A 21080-nucleotide genomic window follows, 5' to 3' on the forward strand; every position below is an offset into this window, starting at 1 on the left:
ATGCTCATCAGGAGCCGAGCAACCCGCAGGAAATCTTGCCCGACTTGCCAGCTCATGCTAAAAATTATTTATGGCAACCTAAAAAAATCCCCTCAGTAAGAGGGGATTGCGGGAATAAATTACTCACGGAAATTTTTTATATTATATCTGCTGCTGTAGCTGGCCAGTTTAATTCTTTCGCCTTGGAAGAAATCGTATAGAGAAACTTGAAACGCTCCGTTTTCAACCTGTTCGAAGAATGCATCCGTTAATGATGTGGAGAACGATTTGTTTTTTCCTTCATGCAGATCTTTATTGAATTCGAGAGTCGTTTCAGCTTTCCGTCCACTCGTATCGGTAATCTCAAGCACAAGTTTATGCCCATATTCACCCATATTATATTGCTCTTCACGAGTCAAGTCATACGTGAACTCAACCGACAAGTTTGGCGATTTATTCGCCGTGGCATAGAAATTTGAAATCGTTAAGGTGTACGGGAACATATCAAGTTTGTTAAAGTCTTTCTTGAAGGAAGGCTGCTGCATATCCAAATTCATCGCTACGGCATTTACGTAACCGTCGGACTCTCCTTTTGGAGGTGTCAACTTGTTTTCGGTAATCCCTTCCCCGATAACTAGCTGCATCTCTTTTGCGTCAATGGAATTCGGCATTTTCGCCCACACCGTAACAATATTTCGTCCATCTGGACTTGTTGGTCCCTCAACTTGCGTAATGTTCGCTTTATAATAACGCCCGTCTTTTGTACGGTAATAACCGACCAATTGTGACAGTGTCGTTTGACGCTCCTCCAGACTCTTCATGACCAAATCCGTGTATACAACCTGCTCCACATTGCCTTTATAAACTTTGCTATTGCGCGCCATAATATCGGCTTTTCGGCCTTGCGTCATCAAATTATGATAGGTGCCATATTCTACAACAGGCAGTTCAGCCAGGCTTCCAATATTCGTGAACTGGATCAATTGAGCGGCATCGGTTTCCCCGATTTTTTCCAATAGGGCGATCTGAATTTGCGTGAAATCCAAATAGCTAGGAATTTTTGTGACGACATAGACATCAACTTCTTCTTTTGGCCCGATGATTAGGGTACCGTTGGAACTGACCACCTGTGTTTTGCCGCTGATGTCTGCGGAATCCAATTTAAAGACACCTTCTAGCGCCGGCAATTGGATCGTCTTGAATTCTTTATTGCGAATCTTCATTTTAGCGGATACAATATCCCCGTCTGTCCAAGGAAGTCTTTGCAAGGAATCAATGGATACGCCCAACGTTCCTTTGGAATGCTGAACATTATATTCTGTTCCGATTTTATTTTGCATCGTTTGCAATTCTGGAAGCGCATAGATTCCTTCCGGATATTTGAACTCGACGTTTTTTTGCTCCGGATCGGATGGTCGGTTCATATGGAGCTTCAGCTCTTCTGTACCAATTTCTGTAGAAACGACAGCCGTCAACGTGATAGGCCGTTTTTCCATTGGCTTCAGTACCATATTTTCCATTGATTTGGTTACAATCGGTACAGAAAATCCTTTTGGACCTCTCATCTCAAACTCATATTTTGGTACCGTCACTTCTCGATTCGATAAATTTTCGAACATAAAGGTAACCGAGACATCATTTTTGTCATAGCTTTGGTTCGTCCAAGCTGACGCTATCTTCGTCCTAACCTTAGACTCACCGATTGTAATCACTTTCTCATCATGCGCTTTTACACTGGAACTATTTGTTGTCGATTTCGGGAGGACGAAGGTGCCAACAGGAAGCGTTATCTTGGCTGTCTCATCTTCCTCCAGAACTTGCATCTCGAGCTTATCCACTTTAACTTTATTTGGAATCATGGTCATAAAGTTCAACGTTTTTTTCTCACCAGGTTGAAGCTTATATTCTTTGCTAGAATTATCCGGAACGAGCGGATAGCTGTTTCCGTTCGCTGTTTTTACTACATACTTATATGCTGGATTTTCAAGCATCTTGAAGCCGGCATTCTCCACATTCACAGCTACATTAACGTAATGATAGTCATCGGATGGAAAGATATTGACTCGGCTTACACTTGTTTTGATCGGAATGTCATTCATCCGAATTGATTTATCTTTCCCTGTTTGCGTTGCCGTTACATAGTTTGCCGGGATTTGAAACGAACCTAATTTCTTTTCAAAGTTGGGTTGGCTAAAATCCCACTTAATAACATCAAATATCAAGTCATTCGCGGTAAGATGCTTTGCAACCTTGGCATAATAAGTCAGGGTAAGTGAAGATTGGGCAGGAATTGTCTTTTTCCCTTGATCTTTCGTAGTCAGATTCGTTGGGTACACCGTGTTGCTTTTTGTACGAACTTTGGTCCAATAGTCGATTAATGGAATGCTTCTGGCCTCATTATTCGTATACGTAATCGTGTACGTCAAAATATTGGCATCCTCTTGCTTGTACAAATTGACGTCAGTTAACTTCACCGAGCTTTTGGCTGTGACTTTTACCGGGCTTAACTTATCGAGCGTATAGACAGCTGCCGCTTTTTTATTTGCCGTTGCCTTCGATTGTTGTGATTTATTCGTTGCTGTCTTGGCAGCAGCAGCATGAGTGTCGGGAGCAATAACGGAAAACGTACCGAGAGCAAGGGATAACGATAATAAAGCCGCTATCGTTCTGTTCTTATTCAATCTGCTTCCTCCTATGTATCCAAAATAATCTTATACCTAGTATAACGCATTTATTGAGGAGAAAGTTGCGATTTTTTAAGGGAATAGCGGGTTACAGTGTTGTAAGGAAGTGTTTTTAAGAGTTTAAATTCACGTAAAAAGAAAGCCCCGGAATGGGGCTTTCTTTTTACGTGCTAGTTTAGTTCAGGTAACCGTATTTTTCAAATCCTTTTACGTTACGGTTATCTCTGTCATGCAACACTGGAATGTCTCCAGCATCTTTGAGTTTGACGGTGAATTGAGTTCCCTTTTCAACTTTTTGTTCACCGATTGTAAAGTTGACGTAGACTTCTGTGGTTGCAAATTTTTCTTCGCTCAATTCGTTACCCTTGGAATCAGTGACTCCCAGAACCGTAGCTGCATGAGTACCCTTATCATTTTTAAAGGTAATTGTAAAGTACTCATCTTTCATAAGACGTTGAATGTCAGCATATACTTTGGAGTCCAGAGACAGAACAGCTGAATATGTGTCATCTGTAGCGCTAAATGGGCTTTTTATTACACTGACAGTTCTTACTTCTGGCTTAATTTCACTTGTAATGTTAATGGTATCCTTAAAAATCGAGTTTCCGAAAGGATCTTGAGTACGATCATTTACAATTACAAGTTTAGCCCCGTGCATATCTACTGGCAATCTTTTATCCTCGAACTTCAGGGTAAGAGTTACACCATTCATTGTGGCAGAAGTAGGGTAAAACTTCATGTTATCTACCTGAACTTCGAAGTCACTTACATAAATGGTGTTGCTCAGTTTGCCAGTCATCTTGACTTTGATCTCTTCGCGGTCAACAACTTCTGCTGTACCTGGGACGAACTTAACTTGAGCTTCGCCAAGATTTTTTGCCTCTAAAGTATAAGAATTGTTTTGTTTGAACCATTCGCCGTCCGTATCTTTTACATAGCTAACTGTTACAGAAGCTTGTTTTGGTTTCCCGTCAATGAAACCAAAAGTCCCACGCTTCGCTTCAATACGAACTGTGTCTGGTTGAGTTAGAACTGGAGTCTCAAAATCATCTCCCAAGATCTTGCCATCATACATATACTTCGCCTTGACTGTAGCGTCGCCTTCTCCATCCGTCTTCACTGCTTTAGGGAATTGGACATAGAGATATTCTGCGTTAGATTCTTGAGTTGCCCAAACACGAAGGCCTGTAAAGTTTTGTTCTGCTTTGATAACCTTAGAGTATGGAAGCATTGTGTTGGTCACAAATGCAGTGTCTCTAACGTTTTTGACTTCAAACGTATAATCGCCTTCATCCAAAGCCTCGATCAAATCGATAGTAACTTTTTTCTTATCCTTCTCATCCAGAGTTGGTGTTCTGGATGGGTTGCCGTCAGCATTAAGACCAGGATGCTTGAACAACTTGCCATCTTTGTTTTTCAACACATAGTTTTCACGGTTAGTCGCAGTGTTTGCGTCCACTTCTTTGCTGAACGTGACAACAATTTTGTGTTCATTGTTTTTCACTTCAACTTTTTCAACTTCTGGACGTTCTGCATCCAAGGAAGGATTAACTTTAACGTCACGGTTAGCTTTATTATCGCTATAATCCGTTACACCTTCAATGTAAACTGTGTTTTCACCAAGATACAAAGCTTTTTCTTTAGTGAATTTTACAGTTACTACATTGTCCTTGATATCTACAACGCCAGTGTTACTGGAATTGCCATGATAAACTTTGCCGACCGATTTAACCGTTTCGTTAAATTCGATTTCAAGTTCCATTGGATCTTTGGCTTTTGCAGATACTACTTCTGGAGCAGTTGTATCTTCAGAAATAGTGAATGTCGAATCGACTGGAGCAATTTTCAGACCTGAGAAATCTTCAACATTGCTAACCGACAATGTATGCTCGCCTACCGACAAATTAGCTTCCACAATAGCTACGTTTGGATAAGAGTAAGTCACACGTGCGCTTACTGCTTTTCCGTCAACTTTGTAGTTGCTGGAAGTGTAAATATTTGTTTTCTTAACTGGCTCAGAGAATACAACTTTAAATGCTTTTGTACCCAAGCCTACAACTTCTTTAACTTCAGGTGTTTTCACGTCGGTTGGCGTGAATTTAATTTTTTGATCGAAAGTTTTGGACTTATCTTCGTTTTGAACGCCCTTAACTTTCAATTCAATTTCTTTTTGGTTCTTCATTGTAGAAGAGTCTTCTTCCGCAAGAAGAATCGTTACGGATTTTTTGTCTTCAGACAATTTTACGCTTTCGATGTTTTTAGCATCTTTAACTTCGTAGTTTTGTTTCTTCTCAGCGGACTTAGGATCTACAGTGCCGTCGAAAGTAACAACTACTTCTTTCAGGTTTTCAGCTGTAACGGACTCGATTTTTTGAGCCGAAGTTACAACATAAGTAACCTTCGTAGTGTACTCTTTGCCTTTGTATTCGAACTTGATTTCTCTTTCTTCATTGGCTTTGAGTTCTTCTTTCAGTTCGACTTTAACTACTTCCTTGTCGGACATAGTTACTTCAACGTTTTTCGCGTCGATAACTTTTGCGGACTCAACTTTAGGTCCTTTAGCAGCTTCGTCAGCAGCGTAAACCGCTTCTACGAGTTGACCGCGAGTTGCGTTCGCTTTAGGATTTGCATCCTTGGAGAACAGGCCTGCGTCAACTGCAGCTTGGAAGTATTTCTTAGCCCAGTCGGAAGCGCTGTTTTCTGCGTTTTCTGGGATATCGTATTTATATCCAAGAACGAGAACTTTAGCTGCTTCTTGAACCGTGATGTTGTCGTTCGTACCGAACAGTTGCTTGGAAGCGTTGATACCTTGCATCAAGCCTTCTGCAGTAACTGCTTCGATGTACTTAGCAGCCCAGTGCTTAGGACCGTAGTTTTTGTCCTTGTAAGAGTAGACGCCTTCTACTTCTTTCAAGCCGAGAGCTTTAACAACTACTCTCGCGAACTCAGCGCGAGTCGTGTTTTGCTCCAGTTTTGCATCGTCAGTTCCTGGGAATCCGGCAAATATGCCAGCTTCTTTCAACGCATTGAATTTTTCTTGTGTCGTCTTAGCTGCTTCGGCACCGAAAGCTACGTTAGCGAACATGGAGAACGCCATAGCTACGGAAAGCAGCAGCGCCAATCTTTTCTTCATAACCTTTTTGTCTCCTCCTCTAAATTGCTTCGTTTGTTGAGAATCTTGCTTAGAAGATTGATAGCTCATTTCCCTCATTCGCCGATTCACCCCCTTCCCAGAGTAAGAGCGAATTGTATTCAAAAAATAAGTCTGCAACATGGGACATGCCACAGAAACTAGTAAACAAATGAGAATAAATAGAAATGCTCATACTACTCTAGACATTATACAATGACAAACGACTAGCGTAAAGCATATTTTTGAGAAATACAGGGAATACTAATGAATTTATCCCTTTGTTTTTCAACTTCATGTATATAAACGCGCGTTGCTCGAAAAAGTTGCGGCTTCTAAAAAAAATTCTCAAGCTTTTTCGAACGCTTCATGAAGTCTTCAAAAACACTGCTTGCCCGCCATGCATAGAGCATGGCTCTGCCCCACAATCCGCCGAGTACCTATATGTACGAAGTTATGTAAGCAAGAACCATTCGTTGTCACAAATGACAGTATAGCGCGATTCATACCTTTCGTCACGGGCTAATGTTTACCAACGAGTGTAAGTTCACCCATGAAGAACAATTTTGCGCAGCCCCTCACAGAACTGGGGACAATTGCAGATGAAGAAGAGCCGAAGCGCAGTTCGGCTCTTCTCTTCATTACCCGTTGCGGGAACGGGCAAAACATTGCCTGCTTATTTCACCTTGCCCAAAATGCGTTCGCCCATGACCGCCGCGTCGGCTCTCGTCAGGTTCGACTTCGGATCGAAGCGGTACGTCGGCTTCTTCTGGCCTTCCTGCGTCTGGTTCGGAATGCCGTTGATGATGCCGGCCTTCGTAACCGCGAGAATAGGGCTTATGCTGTAATGATCGATGATATTCGCATCGGTGAATGTCTTCTGCAATTTGGCAAGATCCTTATCCGGATCGCCAATCTTCAAGTTCAAGGCCCGTGAAATCATCACAGCGGCTTCTTGGCGCGTCAGCTCGCCGTTCGGCATGAACAGTCGCGGAGCCAAGCCGCGGACAATCCCTTTGCGGGCAGCCGTCTCAATGTAGCGGTAATCCCACAGCAGGTCCGGAACCTCATAGTTGACCACATCATCGAAGGTCAAGTTGTCCGGATCGTAATCCAGCGGAATATTCAGCATCTTCACGAGCATCGTCGCCATTTCGCCGCGCGTAATATTGTCATATACCCCGAACTCATTGAGGTTCTTCGCCTTCATGAAGCCGCGGGACATCATCAGCTCCAGGCTCTTGCGGGCATATTTATGCGAAATAATATCGTCATAGCTGTAGCGGACCGCGAAGACTCCATAATAACCGAAGCCGTCAAAAGGCGCCGTGATGGTTTTTTTCTTCGTATCCAGCTTGCCGCCGAGATTCTCCCATGACTTGTTCGTGTTGTTCCACCGCCATACGCCGACATTGCGGGCATGCTCGTTCACAATATTCGGATCATATTTAATCGTAATCGTGCCCCGTTGGGTCGGCTCCAGCCACATCCGGTCGCCGCGTTCGTAGAACTTCTTCGCTTCATCATAAGGATGCGACGGGCTGACGAGCTTATAATCCTGATTCAGAACGCTGTCTTCCGAGCTAAAATATCCTGCGTCGATCCAATAAAGACTGGAACCGAGTCCGAAATGCGCCTTCGGCATCAGCACGCTGCGCGCAAATTCATCCGGATCGATCCGCCGGAGCTGACCGTCGAGGAATTCATCGCTTCCGCCGGTTACCGGCTTGCGCACGCCAACCTGGTTCTCGCGCGTAATTGTCCGCCCGTCATCCGGATCGGCGATGCCGAACAGCAGGTTTTGTTTGTCGAACAGTTGGATTTCCTTCGGCGTCTGGCCCGGACGCGGGTTCATGTCGCGCAGCATCGTGCCTTTCGGCAGCTGCACGAGCAGATTGCCTCCGAAGGCGGACAGCTTGCCGTTCTTGCCAATCGTCGTCTTGTACTGAGCACCCGGCAGCGCGGCATCCGCATAGTTGACCTCGAAGGTGCCGTTAATCTTCTGCTTGCCCTGCATAACCGTAAATTTAATTTTATTTTTACCCTTTTTGAGCGTGATCTCGCCCCGGAAAATATCCTGCTCGCCCTTGACCAGCTCCTGCTTGCCGATAAGCACTTTATCCGCGCCTTCCGCACGAATACTTACCATTAAGAAGTTCTGGTTGACGACACTCTCGTCCGGCAGCTTCGGAGAGAGAATCTCGAACGTATTCTGTTCGCGCGTAATCTCCAGCGTCTGACGGGCTGTCGTAACCCCTTTACGCACTTCAACGGTCACGTTCTTCTTGCCGGATGTCGGGAACTCCAGGCTGTGCAGCAAGAACAAGTGGGACCCTGTCGTCGTATTCTGTTCCTTGAACAGAATCGCCGGATTCGTATTCGGGCTGCCGTTAATGAGTTCTTTCTCGTCCAACGTCGTAATCAGCTTGCCATCGATATACACGTTCATCGAGGTCGCGTTCTGGATTTCTATCCATACGTCAGCCGAACGCTCCTTCGTGACATACTCATAATCTTTAATCAGCTTAAATTTCTGCTCCGTATCTTCCTTGTTCGGATTGGTCGGATCCTGCGCCGCCGGCACCGGATACATTTTCACAATCGCCGGAACGTCCTTCGAGAAGAAGAATACGGTAATCGTATAGCTGATCGGCACCCCGTTCGCTACCCCGTCGAACGTGATCTTGTTGGGACCTGGAACCAGTTGGCTATTCAGACTATGAGTGAATGTCCCATCAGTACTATTCGGACGAGTAAGCTTTTCTTTTTTTCCATTGAAGGTAATAGTGAGTTTGTCCAACTCATCGTTGTTATTCAAATTAAAGTTGATCAGCTGCCCTTGAATGTCAGGCAGGCCATCTGCCAAATCGAAGGTTTTTCCGTCATGCACGTTCGTCAACTTGATATAAGGACCAGGCGAGTAGCTTACTTTAATCTCGTAAGTCTCCCCGCCGACCTCGATTTTCAGCGTTTGATCCCCGGCAGGCATCGCGTCGATCCGGATCACCGGTTCGCCGTTGACGGTTGTCAAGCTCGGATTGCTTTGGAACTCGGTGCTCCCCACTTGCTTGCCGTTTTGCCAATCGGTGATCGAAACCGGCTGACCCGTAAAATTATTTACATCCAGCTTCAGATAAAGCGGCAGCTCGAACACCGTGCTGTTCTGCGCAAACGTCGCTTCCGCGCCGAATGACACCGTGCTTCCGCTCTCCTGCGGATTGAACAGCTGCTTCACGCCCAGGATCTCGGCCGCGTTCGCATCTCTTACCGTGAAGTGATTATAGAAGACATTCGTTTTACCGTCATAGGCGACCTTTAAGTTCAATTTATACTTCCCGGTTGAAGATGGAGAAGCTGTACCCGTCGTCTCATACTCATAAATGATATAAGTCGAGCCCTCTTCCTTCTTCGTCACGTTCGTGATGCCGGTCTCATTGAAAATCTCGGTGCCGTCGCTCTCCTTCGTGATGACCACTTCTACGGTAGGCGGCGCAGGCGTGTTGTTCTGCTGCGACTTCGGCACGATGAACTTCCCTTTGACCGTGCCGCTCACCGGAGCGGACACATAGTGGTTCGCCGTCGCGTCAATCGCGCTGGCCCCGATGAAGGTGTCATAGCCGGTAAGAACGCCATTGAACGAGATAACATGACGCGTAATCGTATAGGTCAGGTTGCCGTTCGTGGCTACGATGACGAGCTCGTTCAAGCCGGGCTGAAGCGCAATCCCGGAGGATACGAACATGCCCGCGCCGCCGTTGAACATTTGACGCCCGTTCACGGTGACCGTCGACGCGTTCGGCGCCTTGAGTGACAGGGACGCGGTATCGCCTCTCACAATCAGCGGAACGCCGGATTCGAGAATTCTGCCGTCCGACAGCTTGATATCCGAGATAGCCGGCGCATTGCTGAACTCAACATAGGCGCTCGCCTCTACGGTGTTACCGTTCGGACCCAGACCGGTGACCGTTACAATGTTCAAGCCGGTTTTCAGCGGAACCGCACGAAAAATAAATGAGTTGCCGGTAATAATCGGCTTTACATCGGTCCCGTATGTGGTATGCTCAATCTTCCCGTTTACTTCCAAATCAACCCGGTAGCCAATCGAACTCGAGGACACCCCGTTGAAGGTTCCTTTCACTTCAATCGTTTCGGTATTGACCTGGGTCGGATGTTCTTTCACTGTACTCAAATTGTCAAAGTGAAAATATCTGGCACCATCTTGATCCGCCGCCTTGACGATATCCAGCGGAATCGACATGGATATCAGCGCAATGACAAGCAGCATGTACAATGGTTTAAGCCAAGCGCGCATTGTATCGCCTCCATATGACTGTATTGATTCCAAACGCTACATACCCCTTTTTATCGGCTCGGCATCGCATATTTTTTAGACAATGTCCAAAATCAAGATAAATTCTTGACGCGAATACAGTCCCAAAGCCATCTTCAAAATAGGAACAAAAAAAGCCTGCTCCGCAACAGGAGCAAGCTTGGTTTGACAACATGCACTTATTTTGACCGCGAATCCGCATTCGCCTTCACGCGCATGCGATGAAGCATATTCAACAGCGGCCGCTTCGTCTTGCTGACGATGCCGATGACCTCGGCGCCGAGCTGAAGCGAGACAATCAGAATGCAGATGACGACAAACGTCACCCAGTTCGCATCATGCGAGGCCGCCACGGACTGAATAATGGCCAATACGCCGAAGAAGGTGGCAATCGCATAGATGATGAGCACCGTCTTGCGATGACTGAAGCCGAGCTCGCGCAAGCAATGGTGCAAATGCCCCTTGTCTGGCGCAAAAATCGGCTTCTTCTGCACCGCTCTGCGCACAATCGCGAAGAACGTATCCGACAAAGGAACGCCGATAATCAAGAGCGGCGTAATGAACGAGACGATGGCAATCTGCTTAAAGCCCAGCAAGGACAATACCGCCAGGCTGAACCCAAGGAACAGCGATCCGGTATCCCCCATAAAGATTTTGGCCGGGTGAAAGTTAAAAAACAAAAACCCGATAATGCTGCCCAGCAGCACGGCGCACAACAGAATCACCATTGGATTGCCCATAAAGACCGCCATGGCGAGAATGGTGGCAATGGAAATAGCGGATACGCCAGCCGCCAATCCGTCAAGCCCGTCAATCAGGTTAATGGCATTCGTCACGCCCACAATCCAGAAGATCGTGAGCGGAATCGCAATCCAGGATTCGATATTCAAATATTGATCGCCGAACGGCACATTAACGAAATCGACTGTCAGATCAAAGCCGAACACGACGACGCAGGCCGCGATAATCTGGCCGACCAGCTTCACCTTGGCCGACAATTCAAACCGGTCATCCAGCGCCCCCGTCAGCACGATAATGGCCCCTCCGGAGAGCAATGCCCATATCAGGCTGGAATCACGGCGACCGAACAATATATCAGGAACAAATAATGCCAATAAACATAACGTGATAACAAAAGCGGCAAAAATCCCTAGGCCGCCCATGCGCGGCATAATGCGGGTGTGCACTTTGCGTGCATTGGGCACGTCGACTGCACCGACTTTTATCGCGAACTTCTTGACTAGCGGCGTCAAACCGGTGGCCAGCAGCAAAGCGACCAGTCCACCAACAATATATACGGTTATCATCGGTTGTTCCAACCCCCATTTATGGTACCGGATCGAATTATACTCCGTTCATAAGGGAAACACCAACAGCAGATTATGGAGCATTCTTACGAAATCATAAGCATAGGCTCCATTTCATTGCACTTTTGTCACCTTATCTTTATCGCGCATTACTTTCCAGGCGAACTTCGGCAAGGCCAGCATCCGGCCGAAGCGCTTCGGCTCCCGAAGCAGGCGGTACAGCCATTCCAGACGCAGCCGCTGCATCCATGCCGGGGCACGCTTGCTTCTGCCGGAGATGACATCGAAGCTTCCCCCGACTCCCATCATCAACGGAACCTGCAGCTCATGACGATGCTTCGCAATCCAGGGCTCCTGCGTATCGAGGCCACGGGCGACGAACAGGATATCCGGAGCGGCCTCGCGAATGGACTGAACGACCGCCTCATCCTCCGCTTCCCCGAAGAAGCCGTCACGCACGCCGACGATATCGACCAGCGGATATTGCTGGCGCAAACGCTCCGCCGCGGCCCCAACCACGTCGGGCGCCGACCCGAGAAGAAATACCTTCCAGCGGCGAACCTCGCCCGCCTTCATCAGCTCATGCAGCAAGTCGAAGCCGGTTACCCGCTCCGCAACCGGATCGCCTACATAGTTCGCGGCCCATACGATGCCTGTCCCATCCGGAATGATGAGATCAGCCTGCTGCATGACACTCATGAACTTAGGATTCTCCAACGCCTCCATTACCATGATCGGATTGGCTGTAATCAGTTGGATCGAATGCCCGCTTTCTATTACCTTCTCCAGACAGGCCACGGTATCCTGCATATTCAGCTTGGAAAAATGAATTCCATATATGGACACGGTAGGTATTTTCGCCAGACTTTCCTGTTGCCCCATCATGCATCACCCACTTTATTTCTTCTCGAGCAGCCTGCGGACGATATTCTGCGCTGGAGTCATCGCTTCACGCTTCAACGATTCAATCGCGCTCCGATGGGACTCCCGCCAGCTGTCGGCTCCATCCAGCAGCTCCGCCAGTTCGCCAGCCGCAGCCGCGCTGTCGAGGCTGTCCGTCGAACCGGCCGCCCTCATGCCTAGCCGGTGCAAGAACTGGTCTATCTTCGGATCATAGGATATGCCGGCCATCGGAACGTCCTGGGAAGCGGCATAGATAAGCGAGTGCAGGCGCATGCCGACGAGCGCGCGGCAGCGGCTGACCTCGTACAGCATCGCTTGCGGGTGCTCCTGAGCCGGGCACAGGCTCATCACCGAGCCGCCGCCCGCTGCCTGCTCCCCCTGGGCTGAATCCTCGCTTCCATTCCAGGCCGGAACCTCTTCCCGCAGCAGGTCCATGACATACTGCGAAGCTTCCGTATCGGCCTCCCCGTGGAAAGGCAACAGGCGCAGATGCACAGGCCGCTGGCGGGCGGCCTGCTTCAGGAGGTCCGCAATCGCCCGCATATCCGAGCGATCGTCCTTCCAGAAGCGAAGGGACACGCCGACAATCGGACGGCCGGCCGTATCGAAGCCCTTCCCATCCCCCTCCGCGTGCGGGCCGTTCTCCTTCCTCGGTCCCCGGCCTTCGGGAAGCTTCAGCCCCATGACCGGATCGGGAACGATATCGATGCGTTCCCGGCTCACGCCCATGCGGGCCAGCAGATCCGCCGACTCCGCATCGCGGACGGACAGATAGGCCGACTTATTGAACACGCGGCGGATATAAGGGTAGAAGGCCTGTCTTCCGACGGGCCCCACCCCTTGCGCGTAAATAAAGGTCGGCTTGCCGAACCACTGGGCCAGCTTCAATACCGCCAAATAATACGGTATCGTCTTCCAGCTGGTCGCATCCTGAAGCAGACTGCCGCCGCCGCTGATGAGGCCGTCGCATTCGCGGATCGCGCCGAGCAGCTCGGCCGGCTTCATTCGATGAGCGGCTTGCACCCCGTACAGCCGGGAGGTTGTCACCGGATCGCCCGACAGCACGATCGGCTGAATCCGGAGGCCTTCCTCCTGGCCGGCCCGCTCCAGCGCGGTCAGAATCGACAGCAGCACGGCCTCGTCTCCGCTGTTGCCGAATCCGTAATAGCCGGACAGCGCTATGCTTCGAACTTCGGCCGCCATGCCTTCCAACACCTTTCAATAATACTCCATATCAACACGAAGATAAGAGCGACCACGATGCCTAGCCCGATACCCAATGCGGTCCGAATCAGCGAGATAATGACCGGCGTATGGATATGAGCGAACGTATCCACCATGGACAACTGGCCAATGGATCCGATGATAAACAGATAGACGCCGAAGCGGTATCGATAAGCGATGAAGGCGCCCGCAATCAGAAGCGGATGGGCCATCAGGAACTCCTTATTGCGCGGACGGACGCCAATCGTATTTTCCAGCAAAGCCCGGAAGGTCGCTTCCCCCGGAAGCAGCGTCCCGGCATTGCCCGTGCGGGACAAATAGAACAGCCCCACTGCGCCAACGACGCCCAGAGCAATGACCCACACGACCGTAATCGGCATGAACAACCATCGCTTGCCTTCCTTATATACCGATTCCCCGCGATACAGGAATACATAGAGCGCGGTCAAGACAATCGGCACGAAATGAAGCAGACTCACGCCGCGGAACTGCTCCAGCACCAGGCTGTACGTAATGTTATTCAACAGCGCAATCACGAACGGAACCGCCATCAGCGACAATACCGTCGTGCGGAGGAACAAGCCGAGCGCCTTGGCTAACCGGGTTCCCCCCGCCGTCACGGCCGGGCTCATATCGACCCGGCGGACCGCAAGCACCATCGCAATGGTCGGCGCGCTGATAGCAACGCCCAGGGCGAGCGCCTGCTCCAACAGATTCGGCTTCAGGACGAACAAGCCGGCACTGCCAATCAGGCCGATAAGGAAGGCCGGCAGCATCACATACGGAACGAAGAACGAAATCATAAGCGCGATCATCGCGACCCCGCCAATGACGACCAGCAGCTTCGCATAGCGCTGCCATGGCGCATCGACGACATGGAACGCTTCCGCTTGCCCAAATGTATATCCATTGGCTTCAATCGATGCAAGGGCATGCCCCGGCTCCTTCAAGCTGTGCAGCATGTTGTCAATCGAATTGACAATTTCCGCTTTGGTGAAGTCCTTTTTCACTCCGATATTGAAATAAATCATCCGAATATTCCGGTCCTTCGCGGCGAGCGACAAGCGATCACCCAGCACATCCGGCTCATTGAACGCTTCCTGATCGGTAATGGAGTGCAGGCGGATGACATTATAATCCGTCAAATACGCCAGCTTCTTCATTCCTTTTTGCTCCACTTTCAAGCCTTCAATGGCGGCAATCGCGATATCATATTTTTTCAACAAATCGGCAAAGGCAGTCAGGCTATTCATTTCCAGATCATCATTGAAGCCCCTGACCGACTCGCCGTCGAAAATAATGGTCTTCACGCCGATATCGTGGAAGCCCTTCAACTGCGCTTCCACCTGCTCCTGATTGTAGGGAAGCGCATCGGACAGCCGCGGCACGATGTGGAAGCCTTTGGCGAGCAGCTGCTCGATCGCTATCGGATCCTGCGGCAGCGGCTTCATGGATGCGCTCTCTACGGGCGCCTCGATAATCAGGCCATCCCGTCCGCTCCACAAGCGGACATTAATATCGAGCCCGAGGAATGTATTCTCGATCAGCGGAGACAGCCGCTCCGCATTCTCCGGACTCGTGAAGAGCACATATGTATAATTTTCATTGAGCGGCGGCGTCTTCTGATCAAGCAGAGCCGCCTCTTGAGAGTTATACAGCAGGATTCGGTTGACATTGCGAAGCTCGGCCAGCGAGCTCTCGAACATGGCCATCGAGCCGATGCCGGCTTGCTTCAGCCGATCGAGCTGTTCATTCATATACTTCGCCGGTTGAGGCGCATAAGCGGCCGCCTCCACCAGATTGCGGTAATTCACGACCAATTCCACTTGATTCGACGATTGCTCCGTCTGAACCCGCTGGACAGCAACCGGTATGGCCGCTACCAATCCGACGATGACAAGCAGCCAGAGCCACTTTTTCATGCGGCGGTTCCCTCTTTCCAACTGTTGAAGCACGAAGTTCCCTCCTTAATCCAATACCGGCACGGTTGCCCCATGTCGAAAAAGCCCGTCATCTCCCGAGAGCATATGACCTCGTTCGACAGGAACAAGACATAACGATTCGATCACGGATCGCTTATCGTATAGAATAACCGAACCATGCCGAATCTTTGCATGACTTATCCCGTTCCGTACCTTTCTTTTACGTGCGGTCCGCCAGCGCGAACATCAACTCGCCCTCTGCGACAACCTGGTCGCCGACCTTGGCTGCGGCTTGTCCCTTGCCGACGCTTCCTTTGAGACGAGTAATCTCGACCGACAGCGTCAGCGTATCCCCAGGGACGACCTGCCCGCGGAACCGGAAATGATCGATGCCGGCGAAGAAGGCCAGCTTCCCGCGGTTCTGCTCCAGCTTCAAAATCGCAACGGCCCCGACCTGAGCCAACGCTTCCACAATCAAAACGCCAGGCATGACCGGATAACCCGGAAAATGACCGGCGAAATGCGGCTCGTTCATCGTGACATTTTTGATGCCGACCGCGCGTTTCCCTTCTTCCAGTTCCACAATGCGATCGACCAGAAGAAATGGATATCGGTGAGGGATGATTTCTTGAATTTGTTCAATATTCAGCATGTACGCATGCTCCTTTCGATAAATTCGGGACTCGCATGAATAAAAGCGTTCCTTCCCGTCTACACTAACATCATCCTTCAATGACTGCAGGCGTGAAGGTTAAGATAGAGAGCTTCCCCAGCGGCGAGGCGCTGTTACGGGAGGCTCTTTGTATTCTCATGGCTGTGAACACGCTCTTATCTTCTGCAGGACAGACCGCATATTGCCGGTATCCGGCTTCTCTCTAATGGTTACAGTTTATTCGATGCCTTTTCTGTGTCGCGAGGCATGGGCTCACCGCCGTTATGCTTCGCTCTTTCGGTTCACGCGGACGACGAGCACGAGATACATGAAAGTCGTGACGAAGGAGAACAGGATAACGCCCCATAAGATGGCATGCGCTTGCGGCCATTGAAAATAGATGAACAATATGGCGATATAATACAATACCGTCGTCAGCTTGCCCATCCAGTTGGCGGGAACCGTCCGCTTGCCCTTAAAATGCATCAACGCCGCTCCCGCGATCATCCCAGCATCGCGCACCAGCATCGCCAGCGCCGCGGCGATAGACAGATCGCCGGCCCACAGCAATGACAGCATGACCGTCAACATCATCAGCTTGTCTGCCAACGGATCAAGCATCATCCCTACCGAAGTCACCATATTATGCTTGCGGGCCAAATACCCGTCCAGGATATCCGTCACGCCCGCCAACAGCCAGATTCCGAACGCGGCGAACCGCTCACCGAAGAAGAACAAAGTCAAAAAGACGGGGATAAGAACGAATCGAACCATGGTCAGCGCATTAGGCAAATTCAAACGTAAGACCCCCAGTTCCCCCCATATTACAGTTCCTCCAACTCATTATACATGCCTGTTATTAAAATGAAAACCGCACAAGCACAGGCTCAGACCGGGCCACATCGGCACCGAGCGCCGGCCGGAAAACAAAACACAGAAAAAACCCCGCTCAAGGCGGGGCCAAAATCAGGCAAACACCAGTTGAAACAGGTGTCTCCATGTATCAAAATTGAGCGCTTCCGCCACTGTGCCCTTACCTACGACGACGTATCCGGTAATCAACCCTGCAATTAGGGTCAAAAGGCAAATCAGCGGAACGATGACCAGACGGACCAACCATTTGACCGGGCTGCCCGCTTTCTTTTTCGCGGTCCCGTTCGATTGTCCCTCAGTTTTCTCTGTATCCTTATGCCGCTGCGACTTGCGAACGGTCGTCCGCTCCGCCGCTGCATGCTGCCGAGCCGGTCTCGGCGTGTCCGCAGGTCCCGGAGCCCGCCGAACCGCCTCCTCTCCCTGTCTGCGCGCAAGGCGCTGCAGCGAGATATCCTGCTGCTCCGGCTCGAAATCCGGCAGCTTCTTCTCGTCACTCATTGCTATTCACCTGCTTCATTACGCACGCAGACTATTGGCCAGCCCCCACATCGCATCGCCCGACATCAATGCCCGCGAAGCCAACTGATAGGCCCGCTGCGCTTGAATCAATTCCGCCATCTCGTCCACCATCGACACGTTCGATTCTTCCAGCATGCCCTGCATCACATAGACATGAGGCGCATTCGGATCGGAACGATCCCCGGTTAGATTCAAGGTCTCCACGACCGCGTTCCGGTCCGCTCCCTGAGGCAGCACATACAGATTGTTCTCTGTCTGCACGAGCAGCTCCGGCTTCAGCGGCCGGACCACCTTAAGCTGTCCGAGCTCCTCGTCCGGCTCGCCTGTCTTCACGGCGAACACCCGGCCAGCCTCATCAATCTTCATCTCATAGCCGGCCGGAATGCGAATCTCCGTATCGTTCGTGCTCATTACGGGATGACCTTCGGAGGAAGCAAGAATCCGTTCATCCCCATCTCTTATTATATAATGGAAAGAACCTTCGCGCATCCATGCCGTTCCGGTTGGAGTGCCCACTTCGAACAACGCGTTCCCCTGCAAGGCCACATCGGTGCTGACCCCGGTATGCTGCAGCGAGCCTTGGCTCATGTCGCGGCTCAAGCCGGTCAGCTTGGAGCCGTATCCGAGCGTATACCCCATCGGAGTGACCCGCCCAGCCTGCCGAAATTCTTCATTATGCCGTTGCACATTCGTCAGCACATCGGCGAAGGATGCCGTCTTCCGTTTGTAGCCCTTCGTATTCAAGTTCGCCACATTGTCCGCGATAATGTCCAGCTTCCGCTGCAGACCATTCATCGAGACCGCGGCCGCTATCATCGTCTGATTCATGTCGTTCCTCCCGCCCTGGCGTTAGACCCGGCCTACTTCATTCACCGTCTTGTCCAGCGTTCTGTCATAGAACTGCACAACCTTCTGATTCGCTTCATAGGCGCGATATGCCGTCATCATATCCACCATCGATTGTGCCGGATCCACATTGGAACGCTCCAGCACGCCTTGGCGAATCTCCACGGCATCGCCTGCCGCCACCGGGGCGGCTTGAGCGGCGCCCGGCTGCAGCCGGAAGCGCCCATTGCCGGCCCGAATCAGATCATTCGGATTGTCGATACGGCTAATGAGCAGTTCCCCGCCTTCGATCGGCGTACGGGTCCGGGTATCGAACAGCCGGCCTTCTCCGTCCACCTGGATGAACTCCAGCGCCTGTTCATTCTCCAGCACGATCGGCGCATTATTGCGGTTCAGCACCAATGAGCCATCGGACGTCACCAACTCATTTTGCGCATTCACATGAAAACGGCCGTCACGGGTGTACATGATCTCATCCCCCGCCTGCACCGTGAAAAAAGCTTCCGGCTGGAATACAGGATTGCCGTTCGCATCCTGGCCCTGGCCCGTCGCATCGAAGGTAACGCCTGGCACCTGGATATCCGAGAGCAGCGCGAAATCGCCCGGCTGCCTCGTCTCCAGCAGATCGCCCTGCGTGAACACCAAGCGGCTCTCTTCGGCGAATACGCCCGTGTTCAGCCGGCCGATCGTCTGGCCTTGGGCCTTATCGCTTCCCATCAAGGTCAGCATCATCTCAGGAAAGGATCGGCTTACTTCGGTAACCGCCTTGTAACCTGGCGTCTGCAGGTTAGCCACGTTATTCGTCACTGTGTCATGCCGGCGCTGCTGGGTAACCATACCTGACGCAGCCGTGTATAATCCTCTAATCATGGAAGCTCCTCCCGTAACTGTAGACAATATACCTTGTATATCGGATTATACGAACCGTTTCTTAATGACTTTATCCAAATTATCGAGCATCATGCCCGTTCCCTTGACGACGCAATGCATCGGATCTTCCGCAATCAGCACCGGAACCTTCAGCTCCTCGGCCAACAGCTCGTCCAATCCGTCCATCAGCGCGCCTCCCCCGGTCAGAATGACTCCGCGATCGATAATATCCGCCGACAATTCCGGCGGTGTCCGTTCCAATACCGATTTGGCGGCGGCCACAATGGAGGAGATCGGATCCCATAGGGCTTCACGCACTTCGTTCGATGTGATCGTTACCGTATATGGAAGGCCGGATACCATATCGCGGCCCCGGATATCCATCTCGCGCTCATGGCCGGATCCCGACGGCCGAACCGTACCGATGTTCACCTTGATATCCTCGGAGGTGCGCTCCCCGATCAGCAGCTTGTACTTCTGCTTGATATAGCGCATAATCGCGTCGTCGAACTTGTCCCCCGCAACTTTAATAGAAGAGGCGGTCACGACATCCCCCATGGACAACACGGCCACGTCCGTCGTTCCGCCACCGATGTCGACGACCATATTGCCGCTCGGCTGGAATATATCCATGCCTGCGCCGATCGCCGCCGCCTTCGGCTCCTCTTCCAAAAAGACTTCCTTCGCGCCGCTCCGCTCGGCCGCTTCGCGGATCGCTTTCTGCTCGACAGAGGTAATATTCGTCGGGGCGCAAATCAGAATCCGTGGATGCGAGTACCATTTGCGGCCGCCGACGCGTGAGATGAAATGCTTCAGCATTGTCTCCGTAATTTCAAAATCGGCGATGACGCCGTCCTTTAAGGGACGGATCGGCACAATATTGCCCGGGGTCCGTCCAACCATTCTTCGCGCTTCTTCCCCAACGGCAAGCACGCGCTTGGCATCGCTCTCAATCGCGACGACGGCCGGCTCGTCGAGCACAACCCCCTTCCCCTTGATATGAATGAGAACGTTCGCCGTTCCTAAGTCGATTCCGATATCCTTGCTTAGCATAAGTTCAAGAGCCTCCACATTCATTTTTCAACTGATTTTCGATGAAATCCGACCGATTCCTGCAAAATATTTACTCATCGTTTACCATATCATACTAACAGCGCTGGATTCAATGAAAGAATGAAGGAGGATCCGTCTTATTCGGAACAAAGCCAGGAGGCGATACGATCCGGCGGCGATCCACTTGTTCGGAACGGCCGTTACGACTTGCCTGCCGTCATCACTTCACGTTTTTTTGAGCTCGATTTCTTGTATTTGATCTTGGTCGCTTCCCCTCCCCGCAGATGGCGCACAGATTTATGGTACTCGAGAATGTGCTTCACCTGGTCCGCCAAATCGGGATTAATTTCGGGCAGCCGTTCGGTCAAATCTTTGTGTACCGTGCTCTTGGATACGCCGAACTCTTTGGCGATAGTGCGAACCGTATGCTTGGTCTCGACGATGCAGCGGCCGATTTTTATGGTCCGTTCTTTGATGTAATCGTGCACGTTCCCGCCTCCCTCTACTCGGTTTAATTGGTACATTATATGAGTGGGCCGCACACTTATGCGTTGTTGGACAGCCTGACAAGCCTGGCTTAACCGATAAATTTGACCAGGCGGGGAGGAGGCCCCCGGGATACGGGAGCCGAACCTGGACGCTTGTCCTGTCCAAAAATGGCGGTGCGATGCGGAAAACTTCAGTGCCGATAACCGTGCAAGAGCGATCGCGGGAAGGCTGTCCGCCGGAATAGAACGATCTGAAAAAAATTTAATCCAGGCTGTCCCGCTCCATCTCCTGGAACGGCA

Annotated in this window: 14 protein-coding genes; all 14 read right to left on the reverse strand. The window is 50.7% G+C overall.

Translation table 11 applies throughout. The features are described from left to right. Nucleotides 1-119 precede the first annotated feature (119 nt). Complete coding sequence (locus L6439_RS25890; RefSeq protein WP_213469886.1) at nt 120-2660, reverse strand: hypothetical protein; 2541 nt, start codon at nt 2658-2660, stop codon at nt 120-122. Nucleotides 2661-2838: 178 nt separating this feature from the next. After that, the gene (locus L6439_RS25895) at nt 2839-5874 is read right to left on the reverse strand and encodes an S-layer homology domain-containing protein (protein ID WP_213469884.1); all 3036 of its coding nucleotides are present in this window, start codon (nt 5872-5874) and stop codon (nt 2839-2841) included. A 595-nt stretch (nt 5875-6469) separates the two neighbouring features. Then, nucleotides 6470-10105, reverse strand: a complete 3636-nt coding sequence (locus tag L6439_RS25900; protein ID WP_213469882.1) for an S-layer homology domain-containing protein — start codon at nt 10103-10105, stop codon at nt 6470-6472. Nucleotides 10106-10302: 197 nt separating this feature from the next. Further along, on the reverse strand, nt 10303-11430 hold the full coding sequence (locus L6439_RS25905) for a glycosyltransferase family 4 protein (protein WP_168179141.1): 1128 nt from the start codon (nt 11428-11430) through the stop codon (nt 10303-10305). 114 nt (nt 11431-11544) lie between these two features. Beyond that, nucleotides 11545-12312, reverse strand: a complete 768-nt coding sequence (locus tag L6439_RS25910; protein WP_168179142.1) for a WecB/TagA/CpsF family glycosyltransferase — start codon at nt 12310-12312, stop codon at nt 11545-11547. Nucleotides 12313-12327: 15 nt separating this feature from the next. Continuing rightward, entirely contained in the window at nt 12328-13536 is a 1209-nt protein-coding gene (gene csaB, locus L6439_RS25915) for a polysaccharide pyruvyl transferase CsaB (protein ID WP_213469880.1), read from the reverse strand. Next, nucleotides 13512-15512, reverse strand: a complete 2001-nt coding sequence (locus L6439_RS25920; RefSeq protein WP_213469879.1) for a DUF5693 family protein — start codon at nt 15510-15512, stop codon at nt 13512-13514. Before L6439_RS25920 ends, csaB begins: the two co-directional genes overlap by 25 nt. Nucleotides 15513-15699: 187 nt before the next feature. Then, on the reverse strand, nt 15700-16131 hold the full coding sequence (gene fabZ / locus L6439_RS25925) for a 3-hydroxyacyl-ACP dehydratase FabZ (RefSeq protein WP_168179145.1): 432 nt from the start codon (nt 16129-16131) through the stop codon (nt 15700-15702). Nucleotides 16132-16413: 282 nt separating this feature from the next. Next, nucleotides 16414-16929 carry a CDP-alcohol phosphatidyltransferase family protein gene (locus L6439_RS25930; protein WP_006674815.1) on the reverse strand — a complete coding sequence of 172 codons (516 nt, stop codon included), beginning with the start codon at nt 16927-16929 and terminating at the stop codon, nt 16414-16416. 168 nt (nt 16930-17097) lie between these two features. Next, nucleotides 17098-17502, reverse strand: a complete 405-nt coding sequence (locus L6439_RS25935) for a DNA-directed RNA polymerase subunit beta (RefSeq protein WP_168179146.1) — start codon at nt 17500-17502, stop codon at nt 17098-17100. Between the two features lie 18 nt (nt 17503-17520). Beyond that, a complete protein-coding gene (locus L6439_RS25940) occupies nt 17521-18351 on the reverse strand; it encodes a flagellar hook-basal body protein (RefSeq protein ID WP_168179147.1) in 831 nt (276 codons plus the stop codon). Between the two features lie 21 nt (nt 18352-18372). Further along, nucleotides 18373-19239, reverse strand: coding sequence for a flagellar hook-basal body protein (locus L6439_RS25945; protein ID WP_213469878.1), 867 nt, complete (start codon nt 19237-19239; stop codon nt 18373-18375). Between the two features lie 45 nt (nt 19240-19284). Then, nucleotides 19285-20292 (reverse strand): rod shape-determining protein, encoded by a 1008-nt coding sequence (gene mreB, locus L6439_RS25950; RefSeq protein WP_168179149.1) that lies wholly within the window; start codon nt 20290-20292, stop codon nt 19285-19287. Between the two features lie 200 nt (nt 20293-20492). Further along, nucleotides 20493-20780, reverse strand: a complete 288-nt coding sequence (spoIIID, locus tag L6439_RS25955; RefSeq protein WP_006674820.1) for a sporulation transcriptional regulator SpoIIID — start codon at nt 20778-20780, stop codon at nt 20493-20495. Between the last annotated feature and the right edge of the window lie 300 nt (nt 20781-21080).

The sequence above is a fragment of the Paenibacillus dendritiformis genome (assembly GCF_021654795.1).
In the GTDB taxonomy this organism is placed as follows: Bacteria; Bacillota; Bacilli; order Paenibacillales; family Paenibacillaceae; genus Paenibacillus_B.